Genomic DNA, 14,293 nt, shown 5'->3' on the forward strand with positions numbered 1-14,293 from the left:
TTGGCCAGTACACCGGCGCTAGACCATCGTGCCTTGATACTGGCACCCCAGCCTGTGGCTGCGGAAACTTCACGCTTGCTCGCCTCGGCCGGCATCGACAGCCTGTGCGCAATGGACCTGGCGAACCTGCACGCCTGCCTGGCTGAAGGGGCTGGCTTGGCAATCATTGCCGAGCAGGCGTTTGTGCAGGGGCCCTGCCTGCCGCTGCAAGCATTCATTGATGAACAACCGTGCTGGTCAGACCTGCCAATCGTCCTGGTGCTAGAGAACCAGGCGTCGTTGGGCGGGCAACCCAACCACCCCACTGGCAACCTGATCCCTCTGATTACGCCCTTCGCAGAAGCCCAACTGCTGCACGTCACGCAGTCTGCGTTGCGTCACCGCAAAAAGCAGTACAGCGCGCGGGACCAATTACGCGCCTTGCAGCTGCGGCTCGACACCCAGGATGCACTTGCACCCGAGGGCACATCTGGCAGCGACTTCGCGCGCCATCAAGCGCGCAAGATGGAAGCCATCGGCCAACTGGCAGGCGGCGTCGCCCATGATTTCAACAACCTGCTCACCAGCATAGGCGGCAGTTTCGAGCTGATTGACCGCCGTTTGAAGCAAGATCGCCGTGAAGGCCTTGGCAGTGTTCTGCAGATGGGCCGCGACGCGGTAACACGCGCGGCCCGCCTTACCCACCGCCTGCTGGCATTTTCTTCGCGGCAGTCCCTGCACACTCAACGTGTCGACTTGCAAGCCATGCTCCACCACCCGCCCAAGCAGGTGAGCATACCGCCGGCCGTCACGTTGCTGACTGATGTACCGTCCGACCTCTGGCCGGTCGAAGTGGATGGCCAGCAGTTGCAGGAAGCCCTCGACAATCTGCTGCTCAACGCCTGTGAGGCCATGCCCAGTGGGGGCCGGCTGCGCATCGAGGCGAGCAACCAGCATGTCCAGGCAGGTCAGTTTGCTGCCGGCACCCTCAGCGCGGGCGACTATGTTCACATTCGCATCATCGACGATGGCCAGGGGATGGCCCAAAGCACGTTGGAACATGCCTTCGAGCCGTTTTTCAGTACCAAGGCCATCGGCCAGGGCATAGGGCTGGGTCTGTCAATGGTGTACGGCTTCAGCAAGCAGTCCCATGGCCACGCAACGCTGCGCAGCCGGGTTGGGCACGGTACCGAGGTAGGCCTCTACCTGCCCCGCTATCTGGAGCGTGATCCTGGCCATGCAGAATCGGCGCAGGCTCTGCAACCCAGCGGCGGTCACCATGTACTGGTGGTCGAAGATGACCCTGATGTTCGCCAGCTGTTATGCCAGGCGCTCGAGGACGAAGGGTTCTCTTGCTGCACCGCAGGCAACGCCGCTGAAGGGCTGAGCCGCTTGCGCTCGGGGGAACCCGTGGACCTGTTGATCACCGATGTAGGTTTACCCGGCATGAACGGCCGGCAGTTGGCGGAGATCGCGCGTAGTACGGACCCGCAACTGCCCGTGCTGTTCATCACAGGCTATGCAGAAACGGCAATGGCTCGTGAAGGGTTTCTGGGCCCAGGCATGCACCTGATTGGCAAGCCCTTCGAGTTGCAACAGCTGCAAGCCTACGTGATACAGATTCTCGGAAGGCCCTGAGCGCTCTCAGGTATCAAGCATGCCAAGGGCCTTATCGGCGAGCTCAGCCAGCATGAACGGTTTGTTCATCAGTGCCGTGCCTGGCTGCTCGAGAAACTCCGGCTCGACCTGCTGTTGGGCGTAGCCGGTGATAAACAGGATTTTCTGCTGTGGCAGCTCCATCCGTATCGCCTTGGCCACCTGCCTGCCACTGAAGCCGCCAGGCAAACCGATATCGGTGATTATCAGGTCAAACACGTCGCCCTGATGAAACCGTTCCAGTGCCGTATTGGCGTCGGGCACGTCCGTGACGTCGAAACCACGATCGATCAGGTACTCGCGCATCACTGCACGCAGGTTTAGTTCGTCATCGACAAGCAGTACCCGCTCGCCGCGGGCTCTGCTCACCGACCGACCCAGATGCGGTTGCTCCTGAGCAATGGCATGCAGACTCCGCGGGAACAGCATGCAAACCTTGGTGCCCTCGTTCACCGATGACTCGATCCAGGCATACCCTCCGGATTGGCGGACAAAACCGTACACCATGGACAAACCGAGCCCAGACCCACGTCCCATGGGCTTGGTGGTGAAAAACGGCTCGAAAGCCCTGGCCACATCTCGCGCCGGCATGCCGTGCCCGGTGTCCTCGATGTGCAACGCCACGTAATCACCGGGTGGCACCCCGGTTTCGTCGGGGAACCACGCCGTCAGCCGCTCATTGACGGTACGCACCGTAACGCTGCCACGGCCGAGGCAGGCTTCACGGGCATTGGCACAGAGGTTGATCAAGGCGTTTTCGAATTGGGGAACGTCAACATTCACCGCCCACGGTGCGACATCCAACTGCCATTTCAGGCCTATCTCCGCGCCCAGGGTGCTCGCCAGCAGCGGTTCACTCTGGCGCAATTGACGGTTGAAATAAATGGGTTTGGGGGCCAGCGGCCGCTCGCGGGAGAAGGCCAGCAGGCGGTGGGTCAACTCCATTGCTCGCTGCACCGAATCACGCGCCACCCTGACGTAGTCGTCGACCCGCTCAAGGCGTCTCTCGTCCAGCCGGCTCTGCAACAGTTCGAGGCTGCCGCCGATACCTGCCAGCAGGTTGTTCATTTCATTACCCATGCCACCCGCCAACTGGCCGACCACCTCCATGCGTTCGTTATTACGTAACAATGCCTCGGACTGGCGCATCGCGAGTTCGTGGTGCTCGGTAACGTCCTGCCCCACCACGGTCATCAAGCCTGCCTCGAAACGCGCGCGCCAGGTAAACCAGTGATAGTGGCCATCGCAGTGACGCAAGCGGGTCTCCACCTGGTCCGCATGCCTGTGCTGAAGCAGGCCGTCTACTGCCAGCTGCACCTCGGCGCGGTCGGCTGGGTGAACCAGCTCCAGGATCGGCATGCCTTGGACGTGTTCCTGGGCCCAGCCAAGGATCCGGAACCAGGTCGGGTTGGCGCCATGCAATTTGAGATCAGGGGTCAGGGTCATCATGGCATCGTGCGAAAGTTGCCATATCTGTTCGCGCTCGGCCGCGTGGCGCTGAACGTCGCGCTCAAAACCCTCTGCAAGCCTGCGCCAGTGATCGCGCGCTTCGATGCTGGCCGTGGTTTCGACCACCGTATGCAAAAAGCCAGCAATCTCCCCGCGCTCATCATGCAAGGGTGTGTACCCGAACGCGCACCAGGTTTGTTCGGCACATTCCCCACAGTTGATGCGCACGGGCGGGTCTTCGACAAAGCTGCTGCGCCCGTTTAGTACGTCGAATACCCAAGGGCCTACGGCGTCCCACACATCAGCCCACACTGCGTCGAACGCCTTGCCCTGGGCGTCAACGGTTGGCCTCAGGGCGCGGTAGCCATCGTTGGGGACAACCGTCATGTCTGGCCCCCACACCACTGCACAGGGAAACGGGGACAAATGCGCCATGTCCACGGCAATGCGCAGCGACGCCGACCAGCGTGGGAGTGGCCCCAGAGAAGTGCGCGACCAATCGAACTGAGTAATCGACACCTGTGCCAGAGCGGCCAGGGCAGCGCGCTGAGCCTGCTGTACCGGGTGCGCCGCAGCCGCCCGCGGCTTGTCTTTTGCAACCACTGTCATCACTCCACTGGGTGGGCCGAAGGCGTCCACGACGCCAAGTGCGCGCAAGGGCTCGTTTGCCTGCAGTACTGACGTTAGCACAGCGTGGCCCCACCCTCCTTCAAAGGCTGTGACCCGGCCCCCGGCCACCGGCCAGCGCACATCGCCAGCGAGAATTGACGCACGTACCGGGGATAGATCACAACCGAACACTCACCACTTTCCCCTGAGCTGTAGGCGGCTGCCCTACAGCCTGTACGCCCATGAACACTTAGGCTCGACGTTTGGCTGCTCATGTCGATCAGCAACAAGCCAGGGGCCCACCTCACCATGCACAGAATCATGAACGCCGGGCGCAGCATGCTGGAACTCGTGCTGTTGATGGCCGTAGGCCTGGTGCCTGTCTTTTCGGGCCTGTTGGTAATGATCTACCAAGTAGAGGTAAAACTCGCGGAGAATGCCGCCATCTCCGTGCAAGAGGCGGTTTTCAGCGTTGACCAGGCACTGGACCGCGTGCATGAGGTCGCGGCAAGGGCCCTGCCACTGGCTGGGCAAACCTGCGAGCAGGCCAAAGAGGCGTTGCTGGACCAAGTCGCTAGCCGGTCCATGCTGAGGTCACTGACACTGGTCAGTGATGGTCAGGCCTACTGCAGTACCACGTCCGATCCACTCAGTGTGCTGTCTACCCTCGCCTCACCTGGGCGGCTGGTGACGCTTTCCAGCACGTTGCAGGATCGCAACGATCACCTTTTGGTGAACCTGTACCTGCCGCAGGGTCGCCATGGCGTGGTCGCCACTGTCTATACCACACAACTGCGAACTGAATTGAGCGCGTTTCAGGACGGCCTGACGCTGATGCTGGATTTCAATGAGCATTACCTGTGGAGCAATGGCGACAGCCTGAGCGGCATGCGCCCATCGCTGAGCGAGTTCAACCGTCAGGCTGATTCAGCCCAATACGAGTATCGGGTTGTCGGGGGCTACGCAGCGGGCTACACCGCGCGCGAGATCCGCGAATCGATGCTCAACATTCTGCCCTCGCTGATGCTGGTTGGGCTCATGACCGGCGCCGTGATTTACTTCGCGCTTGGCCGGGTTCGGAACAGAACGCTGGAAGCCCCGGAGGGCCACCACTGAGCGCCCAGACCCGGCCCTGGTCAATCAGTGCTCAATACACCCCGGCGCACTTGATCACGCTCGATGGACTCGAACAGTGCCTTGAAATTGCCCTCACCGAAGCCGTCGTCACCCTTGCGCTGGATAAACTCGAAAAACACCGGGCCCAGCAGCGTTTCGGAGAAAATCTGCAGCAGCAGGCGCTTGTCGCCGGACTGTGCGGCCCCATCGAGCAGAATACCGCGCGCCTGCAACTGATCCACCGGTTCACCATGCCCAGGCAGGCGCTCTTGCAGCATTTCGTAGTAAGTCTGCGGAGGGGCTGTCATGAAGCGCATGCCGAAGCCTTTCAAGGCATCCCATGTCTTGAGCAGGTCGTCGGTGAGGAACGCGACATGCTGGATGCCTTCACCGTTGAATTGCATCAGGAACTCTTCAATCTGCCCGGCGCCCTTGGATGATTCCTCGTTGAGCGGAATGCGGATCATGCCATCCGGCGCTGTCATCGCGCGGGATGTCAGGCCGGTGTATTCGCCCTTGATGTCGAAGTAGCGAATTTCGCGGAAGTTGAACAGCTTCTCGTAGAAGCCTGCCCAATAGGCCATGCGACCACGGTAAACGTTGTGGGTCAGGTGGTCGATGATCTTCAGGCCCGCCCCCGCAGGGTGGCGGTCTACACCTTCGATGAAGTTGAAATCGATGTCATAGATCGAGCTGCCCTCTTCGAAACGGTCGATCAGGTACAACGGCGCCCCGCCAATGCCTTTGATGGCAGGCAGGCGCAGCTCCATGGGGCCGGTTTCGATTTCGACCGGTTGCGCACCCAGTTCCAGCGCGCGGGCATAGGCCTGGTGAGCATTGCGAACTCGAAACGCCATGCCACACACCGAAGGGCCATGCTCAGCGGCAAAATACGATGCAACACTCTTGGGCTCATTATTCAAAATGAGATTGATGTCGCCCTGGCGGTACAGGTGCACATCCTTGGAGCGGTGGGTCGCGACCTTGGTAAAGCCCAGCATCTGGAAAACCGGCTCTAGCAGGCCGGGGGTCGGGGATGCCAGTTCGATGAACTCAAAGCCCATCAGGCCCATCGGGTTGTCGAAAATATCAGCCATGTTCGTGTCCTCATCTGCAGCGAAAATTATGAATTTCCAGTGATTTGGAGGGAAAACGGCGGCGAGCACGGGATGCCCCGTACGCTGCGGGCGAGGAAATCACCGATGATCAATCTGAACCCATGGTCTGACATAGCGACGCATTCCGGGGGGCTTGATCCTTCCCGAATGGAAGGACTTATTGTTCTTTTCGTAAATCGATTCTACACAGCGTAAAATCTTTTGTCGCCATCTGGTTCCTCAGCCTGGCATACCAAGGCTATGCTCCTGAGACTGCCGCGCGGATAGGCCAGAGCATGCCCCTCACCCGAAAAACCCGGCCAGGCTTCGGCTGGCGTTCATTGTTACCTTGGTTCGTAGGTGCGTTGCCGGCCTTGTGCGGGTTCGCGGTGATGAGCTGGCAGGTCGAGCGCGAGATGCAGGCCAGCAGCCAAGCCACCACTCGCGAGGCCATGGTGCACATCGAGCGTATCCTCGACAGCCTGTCGAGCGCTGCCCATACCCTTCTCCCCCTGGCCAGCACCCCGTGTTCCAAAGCGCAGTTGCGCTTGCGCGCCGAAGTGACCCGCAACGCTTACGTGCGCTCCACCAACCTGTTCCACTACAACCGGCTGTATTGCACGTCATTGCTCGGGGACTACGACGAACGCGTCAACCCTGACGATTACGCCGACGGCCAATTGTGGCTGATGACCGGCAATTCGGTAACGCCCGACCATCCGTTGCTGCTATACCGCGCAAGCGAGGGTGACCGAGGCGTCATCAGCACCGTCGATGGTGAGCACCTGCTGACGGTATTGCGCCTGATTGGCCCGGACCAGGCCCTGATCCTGCGCGTGGGCGATGCGTGGATGGGCCAGGACGGCGCAGTCCACCGGGGCGCCCCTGCACCTGCGGCCAAGGCCTACGTGGTGCAGGACTCGGCTCGCTACCCGTTCAGCGTGGCAGGGGGTTACCCCGCCGATCAACAGGGCCGGCTGTTGCGCAGCCACTACCTGGCCTTGCTCGGGCTGCTGTTGGTGTTTGGAGTAGGCGCCGGCCTTGCCTGCCACTGGCAGATCCGCAGGGCCAACTCACCACGGGCCGAACTGCGCAGGGCGCTGCAGGCCGATGAGTTCGTGCCCTACTTCCAGCCAGTGGTACGCCAAGGGGACTACCGATGGGCCGGTGTTGAAGTGCTCATGCGCTGGAACCACCCGCAGGAGGGGCTGGTAAGCCCTGACCTGTTCATTCCCTATGCCGAACACAGTGGCCAGATCGTGGCCATGACCCGGGCGCTGATGATGCACACGGCGCAAGGCCTGGCACCTTATGCCGGGCTCATGGAAGACGGCTTCCATATCGGTGTGAACATCACCGCCGATCACTGCCGCGACCTAGGCCTGGTGGAGGACTGCCGCGCATTCCTGCAACATTTTCCGCCTGGTCGAGTGACCCTGACCCTGGAGCTGACCGAGCGCAAGCTGATCGAGCCTACCCCCGCCACCCTGGAGCTGTTCGTGAAGCTGCACGACATGGGCGTGATGATTGCCCTGGATGACTTCGGCACCGGCCAGTCCAGCCTCAACTACCTGCGCCAATTCAAGGTCGACTACCTGAAGATCGACCGCAGCTTCGTGGCGTTGATCGGCGCTGACGCACTGTCGGTTCACATTCTTGACAGCATCATCGAGCTCTCGGCCAAGCTGGGGCTGGGTATCGTGGCCGAAGGGGTGGAAACCCCCGCGCAGCGGGACTATCTGGCGCGCCATGGCGCGCATTTTCAGCAAGGCTACCTGTTCGCCAGGCCCATGCCCGCCGACCAGTTTCTGGAAGCCCTGGCCGCACAACCTGGCCCCTCCCAGTTGCCGCAAGGCGCGGCCCCTGAGATCATGCGCGGCTGATTCCACCGCTCCTATCCTGTATTCGAGGCACTCGTGTCAAAAGGAATTGTTTCATCGGTCATGGCCTCCTGCTTGTTTGCCGTGATGTACTTCTATACGTCCCTGCTCAAGCCGTTGGATGGCGAAGAGATCTTCGGCTGGCGCACCCTGTTGACGCTGCCATGCCTTACCCTGTTCATGCTGATTTCCCGCGACTGGGCCAGGGTGGGCGAGTTGCTCGGCCGCGTGCGGCGCACACCTGTGTTGTTGCTGGGCATGTTGGGCACGTCCTGGCTGATGGGCGTGCAGCTATGGTTGTTTCTCTGGGCGCCGCTGCACGGGCGCAGCCTGGAGGTGTCGATGGGTTACTTCATGCTGCCGCTGGCCATGGTGCTGACGGGGCGCATGGTGTACGGCGAACAACTGTCGCGGCTGCAAAAAATAGCGGTGGGCTGCGCCGCGCTCGGCGTGGTACACGAGTTCTACCAGCACGGCAGTTTTGCCTGGGAAACCCTGGTTGTAGTCATCGGCTACCCCATCTACTTCGTGCTGCGCCGCCGCTGCCGTACAGACCACCTGGGTGGGCTGTGGTGCGACATGTGCCTGCTGCTGCCCTGGGCGCTGTACTTCGTTGCCCAGGGGCCGCTGTCCAGTGCCGACATGCAGGCTCACCCCGGCCTGTACCTGCTCATTCCGGTACTTGGGGCGATCAGCGCCTCGGCCCTGATCGCCTACGTACTGGCCAGCCGGCTACTGCCCTTCAGCCTGTTCGGCCTGCTCAGCTACGTCGAGCCCGTGTTGCTGGTGGGCGTAGCCTTGCTGCTGGGTGAAACCATCGGCCCGGACCAGTGGCTCACCTACCTGCCCATCTGGGCGGCGGTGCTGGTGCTGGTGCTTGAAGGCTTCAAGCACCTGATGCGTCAGCGTCGTCGCTCGGTATGAGCCGTACCTGACGTACCCGCCGTTCTTCCACGGCTTCGACCACCAGCGTCCAGCCGTTCCATGCCAGGCGGTCGCCGACCATGGGCAGGCGGTCCAGCAAGCTCATGACCAGCCCCGCCAAGGTCTGGTAGTCCTCGGTGGCCCGGGCGCTGAAGCCGGTGCGGGCGTGGACCTGGCTGAGGTTCATTGCCCCGCTGATCACAAACCCCTGCCCGTCCTGGACAAAGCTCGGGCCTTCGACCTCGCTGGCGTCCGGCAACTCGCCGGCGATGGATTCGAGGATATCGGTCATGGTCAGCAGGCCGGTGAAGTCACCGAACTCGTTGACCACGAACGCGATGTGAGTGGACTTGCCACGCATCTGCTCCAGCGCGTTGAGGATGCTGAAGCTCTCCAGCAGGTTCAACGGCGCCCGCACCAGCCCTTCCAGGTCCGGCTGGCTACCAGACAGCAACTCTTTGAGCAGCTCCTTCTTGTGCACAAAGCCCAGCGGTTCGTCCACGCGGCCATCGCGGATCAACGGCAAGCGCGAGTAAGGCGAATGGACCAACGCGCGGGCAATGGCGTCAGCCGGCTGGGCAAGGTCGAGCAGGTCGACTTCGGCACGTGCCGTCATCACCGTGCGAATAGGGCGTTCGGCCAGGTTCAGTACCCCGCTGATCATCACCCGCTCGCGGCGGTCGAACAGCACCTGCTCCTCGCCGCCCTCGACCAGGTCGGCGATTTCCTCACCCACTTCGTCCGCTTCCACGCGGCGCCCGCCCAACAGGCGCAGCACGGCGTGCGCGGTACGCTCACGCAGCGGCCGGTGCTGTTGCAGGCTGCGTTTGCGGCGGGCCCGGGCCAACTGGTTGAACAGTTCGATCAGGATCGAGAAGCCAATGGCCGCGTACAGGTAGCCTTTGGGAATGTGGAACCCCAGGCCCTCGGCGGTCAGGCTGAAACCGATCATCATCAGGAAGCCCAGGCACAGCATGATCACTGTGGGGTGCGCGTTGACGAAGCGTGTCAGCGGCTTGCTGGCGACGATCATGATGCCGATCGAGAAGATCACCGCGATCATCATCACCGACAGGTGTTCCACCATGCCCACCGCCGTGATCACAGCATCGAGCGAGAACACCGCATCGAGCACCACGATCTGCGCGACGATCGGCCAGAAAGCCGCATGCCGGGCTGCGCCGCTGGCCTGGGTCACATGGCCCTCCAGCCGCTCGTGCAGTTCCATGGTGGCCTTGAACAACAGGAACACACCACCGAACAGCATGATCAGGTCACGGCCCGAGAAGCTCTTGTCGAACACTTCGAACAGCGGCGCCGTCAGGGTGACCATCCAGGAAATACTGGCCAGCAGGCCCAGGCGCATGATCAGGGCCAGGCTCAGGCCAATGACCCGCGCGCGATCGCGCTGATGAGGGGGCAGCTTGTCTGCCAGGATGGCAATGAACACCAGGTTATCGATACCCAGTACCAGTTCAAGCACGATAAGCGTCAGCAGGCCTAGCCAGGCCGTGGGATCGGCAAGCCATTCCATTAGCGGATACTCACGTGGGAAAGGGCAACAGGAGAGGTAAAGCAGGGCCAGGAAGGCCGGAGACGGTGGGGCGCCACGAAGGTGCTCATTGATGACCTGGATAACAATTAGGGAAAATAATCCTACAAGCACAGCAGGTTTTTCAGTTAGCGCAAAACTATTACAAACCTTTAGCAACTGATGCCAAGGCAGGCTCCATCCCGCTCTACGAGCGAAGAGCACTTCCATTCAATACTGGCAACGCCCTATCCCTGAACATTCACCCAGCATTCAACCACAGGGATAGCATTCATGAGCGTTGCAGTTTCGATGGCCGCCTTTGCGCTGGCCGCTTCTATTTCACCCGGCCCCGTCAATGTCGTGGCCCTGGGCAGCGGCGCCCGCCATGGGCTCCGAGCCAGCCTCGGGCATGTCGCCGGCGCCACCCTTGGGTTTTGCCTATTGCTGGTATTGGTAGGCTGCGGGGTCCACCAGCTACTGACCCGTTTGCCGGCGGTAGCCGGTTTGCTCCATGCAGGCGGTGTGGTGTTTCTGCTGTACCTGGCGTGGAAACTGGCCATGGACGATGGAAAACTGGGGGATGCCCACATCGGCCGGCCACCTTCAGCTTGGCACGGGGCGGCGATGCAGTGGCTCAACCCCAAGGCCTGGCTGGCGGCGGTCGCTGGCGTAGGCGCCTACACTGGCGGCGAACAACAACTGCTGTGGCTCTTCACCTGGATTTACGGGCCTATCTGTTTCGTTTCAGTGGCCGCGTGGGCCTGGGCTGGCAGCCTGATTCGCAAGCGGCTTGAAACGCCAGCCCATCTGCGCGTGCTCAACCGCACCTTGGCGGCATTGCTGGTGGTCAGTGCGCTCTACCTGCTCAGGTAGAGGCAGCGCCCTTTTGATAGTGCCCCGGTGTGGCAGCCAAGTGCTGTTTGAAGGCCCGCTGCAGGTGCGCCTGGTCGGCAAAGCCAGCCGCGTGGGCCGCCTCGGCGATTGCCCAACCCTCGCGCAGGTACGACCGCGCCAGTTGCACGCGCTGGTCAAGCAGGTAGCCATGCGGCGTCAGACCAAAGCGCTGGCGGAACGCGCGGATCAGGTGCGCCCGCGACAAGCCGCAAGCTGCGCCAATGTCGGCAAGGCTTAGAAGATCTCCACGGTGCGCCCGGATGAATGCCGCTGCCAGTTCCAAACGGGGGTGCGCCTTGCTGGCTTGGGGAGCGGCTGCGCCGAGAAAGCCGGGTAATGCTGCAAAGAACATAGCGAGGCGACGCTCACGGTCAGTGATCATTGGGTCGAACAGCTCTGCAAAGACTTCCATCAACCTTTGGTACAGGGCAGGCGAATAGCTCAAAGCCTGGGCCGGCAAATGGAACCCGCAGCGCTCAAGCCAGGACATGTCGAGGTACATCATCAGGTAGGACCAACCCTGCCCGGCGACAGGGTTGCAGGTATGCACCACGCCGGGGTTTATCAAGACGGTAGTGCCCGCCTGAACATCCCAACGATCATCACCGCTCACATAAGTACTGCGACCTCCAGTGATCACGCCGAGCGAAAAACTCTCGTGGGAATGGGCTGCATGGCAGATCTGACGCCCGTCACCGACCACACGAGCTTCCACGAACGGCAATCGTGAATCTCGCCAGAACCTCGATACCTCGATCATCTCTGCCCCGCCCAGTGCCAAACGCTGCCGCGATACTACACCCTGCGCGCCTGATACAGGTCGAGCGTGCGCTCGACTTCATCGATGTCAATGGTGAACCCGTCTCCATCAGGTGTACCCACTACAAAACTGAAATACTGATGATCACGGTCGGTCAGGTACTTGTAGTAGCTGACAAAACGGTTCGGCGGCTGCAAGGCCAGCACGCAACCGCCGGCCTGCAATACATTCACGCCGTGAACCAACTGGCTGCCTTCCACGCCGATGACCACTTGCGCACCTGCGCACGCGGCGACGATACTCGGCACGTCCCATTGCAGCGGGTTGACGATACGGAAACCGCGAGTGGCGCGCAGGTGCTCGGCGATTTCCAGTTCGTTGCGCAACATCCGCCGTTCGCCATCACCACCCCTGAGCAGAAAAACCCCAGGGTGTGGCGTGTGCGGCACGTGGGCGAGCAATTTGTCGCCCATGGCGCGGTAACGGGCGTGGCGGTTGCGGTTGTTGCTCTGGTCGTCGAACAGCACCAGTTCGCGGAAAAACGCGCTGCGCAAGCGGGCAGGCTGCATGCCCAGCCAGTGTTCGTACGCCAACGTCTGGGTGAACAGGGGGTAGCGGGTGGACGGCGCGGTGGTCACCGGTACGCCTTCATCGCAGGCCAGGGCATAGGTGGGGCAATCCTCCATCAACCAGGTGCCGAACCAGGTGTTGCCATTTTGCGTGCAGTAGATGGCTGCCCGGTCCAGTTCATGCTCTACCCTGATAGTGGGAAACGTCGAGGGCTTGAGTGACAGCCAGTGGCTGGCCCGGCCCTTGTATAACGCCCCGTCCACCAGCCAGACATCTTTCAACAAATAGCCACGGGTTGGCCCCTGCTCTGTTTCAATGCCGCCCTGCATGGTCTTGGCCGGGTGCACATAGGGGTAGAAACGCTTGCCTTCCCAGCCGGTCACCCGTTCAAGCTGGCCGGGCAAAAACAGCGCCGGTGGCGACACGGTTGTTTCAGCCGGTGCGATGTCCCAGCGTTTCGCGGCAACCGCCTTGATATCCAGGGGCTGCGCTTGGCTCAACCGCTTGCGCGCCATGTACCGGTAGGCAGCCAGAGTCCAACCGGCATGCCGGGTTACCGGCACTGCATCGTGCTGCGAGAGGTCGCCTGCCATGAAGCATCTCCGAAGCGGAACAGTTCAGGAACCGCCGCAGCACCCAGATTCATTGGGCTGCCTAATGGCGTGAGTTCAATTACACAGCACCCTTTGCATCACAGGGCTGCTTTGCAGATTGGCATAACGGTTCTGCAGGGCCTGCTCCAGGCCCTGTACCGCTTCTTCGCGGCCATACAGGTAAATCTTGTGCAGGCCGCCGAACACCATCTCGTGGTAGCGGCTGGCAACCTGCTCGGCGCTGGCGCCCGTGGGCAGGCCCAGGTGCAGGGTCAACTTGTTCCCCTCCACCGCGAACAGGGGCGTTTCCCACAGGAAGTCTGCGGTACCCTTTTTGGGCAGGCGTACAAACAGGTAGGCGTGGTTGCCCAGCGAATCGATATCACCGCCACGACGGCGCTTCCACTTCAACAACCCATCGTCTGGTCGCGCCAGGCAAAGGCCGATGTCGTAATAATCGAAGCCCTGGGCCAACGCCCATTCAAGGGCCATGAAGGTGGTGATCGAGTTCACTTCGCGCAACCGCTTGGCGTCGGAGAAAACCGCTTCGCAATAGCCGAACCGCAGCGTACTCCAGTACCGTTTGCCGTCGCGCACCACTTCGCACCCCAGGTGGCAGCCAATGACCTCGTCACCCAAGGTGATCAGGTCGAGCCTGCCGACCGTCTTGGCGATCCGAAACACCTCTTCGGTGGGAAACTGCGCCGCATGAATACCCTGCCGCGCCGTGGCGTACGGCCGCAACAGCTCGCGGTCCGCCATGGCGATTTCCTCATCCGTTGTAGCCTGGCGCATTGCATACAGCGGGCGATGTTTGCGAATGCTGCGCCGCAACTCACTGTCGTAGCGCGCGGTAATATCTTCCAACGCCCGCCCGAGTGGCACCACTGCGCTGAGGTAATGCGGCACTGACAAGGCACCCGCTGTCGGCATTTCGCTAACCACCACCACCTGCCCGGCATCGCGCTGGGGGGTGCCATCCACGGTTTGCGCCACGTGACCTTTGCCGCCTATCAACAGTTTGGCCATCTCACGTTGCTGCTTGCGCCCAATGTAGAGAATTTCGTACGGGCTGGCAGGCTGCAGGCGGAACCGGCTCATCTCCCAGCGCCAGAAACAGGCGCGCGCCACTAGCTCGCCAGCTTTACTGGCCCACAGCCGCAAGTCGTAGCGCAGGGAGGGTGATAAATGGCGACGCGCTACAGCCGTCAACGTCTTTTTCATTTCTTCTT

11 protein-coding genes are annotated in these 14,293 nt (G+C 61.6%); 5 read left to right on the forward strand and 6 right to left on the reverse strand.

The genetic code is table 11. From position 1 onward, the window contains the following. A complete protein-coding gene (locus PPA02S_RS06395; protein ID WP_028633914.1) occupies positions 1-1,617 on the forward strand; it encodes a response regulator in 1,617 nt (538 codons plus the stop codon). Positions 1,618-1,623: 6 nt separating this feature from the next. On the opposite strand, the gene PPA02S_RS06400 is transcribed toward PPA02S_RS06395, so the two are convergent. Further along, entirely contained in the window at positions 1,624-3,693 is a 2,070-nt protein-coding gene (locus tag PPA02S_RS06400; RefSeq protein ID WP_042141394.1) for a hybrid sensor histidine kinase/response regulator, read from the reverse strand. Positions 3,694-4,002: 309 nt separating this feature from the next. Between PPA02S_RS06400 and PPA02S_RS06405 the strand changes: the two genes are divergently transcribed. Next, positions 4,003-4,809, forward strand: coding sequence for a CSS-motif domain-containing protein (locus PPA02S_RS06405; RefSeq protein WP_028633912.1), 807 nt, complete (start codon positions 4,003-4,005; stop codon positions 4,807-4,809). Positions 4,810-4,829: 20 nt separating this feature from the next. Here the strand turns inward: PPA02S_RS06405 and hppD are convergent, their stop codons facing one another. Then, positions 4,830-5,906, reverse strand: coding sequence for a 4-hydroxyphenylpyruvate dioxygenase (gene hppD / locus PPA02S_RS06410; RefSeq protein ID WP_028633911.1), 1,077 nt, complete (start codon positions 5,904-5,906; stop codon positions 4,830-4,832). 296 nt (positions 5,907-6,202) lie between these two features. Here hppD and PPA02S_RS06415 point away from each other — a divergent pair, with 296 nt between their 5' ends. Both PPA02S_RS06415 and rarD read left to right on the forward strand, forming a co-directional pair. Continuing rightward, on the forward strand, positions 6,203-7,789 hold the full coding sequence (locus PPA02S_RS06415) for an EAL domain-containing protein (protein ID WP_028633910.1): 1,587 nt from the start codon (positions 6,203-6,205) through the stop codon (positions 7,787-7,789). A 33-nt stretch (positions 7,790-7,822) separates the two neighbouring features. Further along, positions 7,823-8,710 carry an EamA family transporter RarD gene (gene rarD, locus PPA02S_RS06420; RefSeq protein WP_028633909.1) on the forward strand — a complete coding sequence of 296 codons (888 nt, stop codon included), beginning with the start codon at positions 7,823-7,825 and terminating at the stop codon, positions 8,708-8,710. Here the strand turns inward: rarD and PPA02S_RS06425 are convergent. Beyond that, the gene (locus PPA02S_RS06425; RefSeq protein WP_028633908.1) at positions 8,673-10,244 is read right to left on the reverse strand and encodes a TerC family protein; all 1,572 of its coding nucleotides are present in this window, start codon (positions 10,242-10,244) and stop codon (positions 8,673-8,675) included. The two genes, rarD and PPA02S_RS06425, sit on opposite strands and share 38 nt — an antisense overlap. Before the next feature lie 291 nt (positions 10,245-10,535). Here PPA02S_RS06425 and PPA02S_RS06430 point away from each other — a divergent pair, with 291 nt between their 5' ends. Further along, on the forward strand, positions 10,536-11,117 hold the full coding sequence (locus tag PPA02S_RS06430) for a LysE family translocator (RefSeq protein WP_028633907.1): 582 nt from the start codon (positions 10,536-10,538) through the stop codon (positions 11,115-11,117). Here PPA02S_RS06430 and PPA02S_RS06435 read toward each other — a convergent pair. The 3 genes from PPA02S_RS06435 to PPA02S_RS06445 all read right to left on the reverse strand — a co-directional run bounded on the left by PPA02S_RS06435 (position 11,110) and on the right by PPA02S_RS06445 (position 14,285). Continuing rightward, positions 11,110-11,898 carry an AraC family transcriptional regulator gene (locus tag PPA02S_RS06435; RefSeq protein ID WP_028633906.1) on the reverse strand — a complete coding sequence of 263 codons (789 nt, stop codon included), beginning with the start codon at positions 11,896-11,898 and terminating at the stop codon, positions 11,110-11,112. The genes PPA02S_RS06430 and PPA02S_RS06435 overlap by 8 nt on opposite strands. 35 nt (positions 11,899-11,933) lie before the next feature. Then, positions 11,934-13,061: a glycosyltransferase 61 family protein gene (locus tag PPA02S_RS06440; protein ID WP_028633905.1), complete on the reverse strand. Its 1,128-nt coding sequence runs from the start codon at positions 13,059-13,061 to the stop codon at positions 11,934-11,936. Between the two features lie 75 nt (positions 13,062-13,136). Further along, positions 13,137-14,285, reverse strand: coding sequence for a GNAT family N-acetyltransferase (locus tag PPA02S_RS06445; RefSeq protein ID WP_028633904.1), 1,149 nt, complete (start codon positions 14,283-14,285; stop codon positions 13,137-13,139). Between the last annotated feature and the right edge of the window lie 8 nt (positions 14,286-14,293).

It is taken from the genome of Pseudomonas parafulva NBRC 16636 = DSM 17004 (assembly GCF_000730645.1).
Lineage (GTDB): Bacteria > Pseudomonadota > Gammaproteobacteria > Pseudomonadales > Pseudomonadaceae > Aquipseudomonas > Aquipseudomonas parafulva.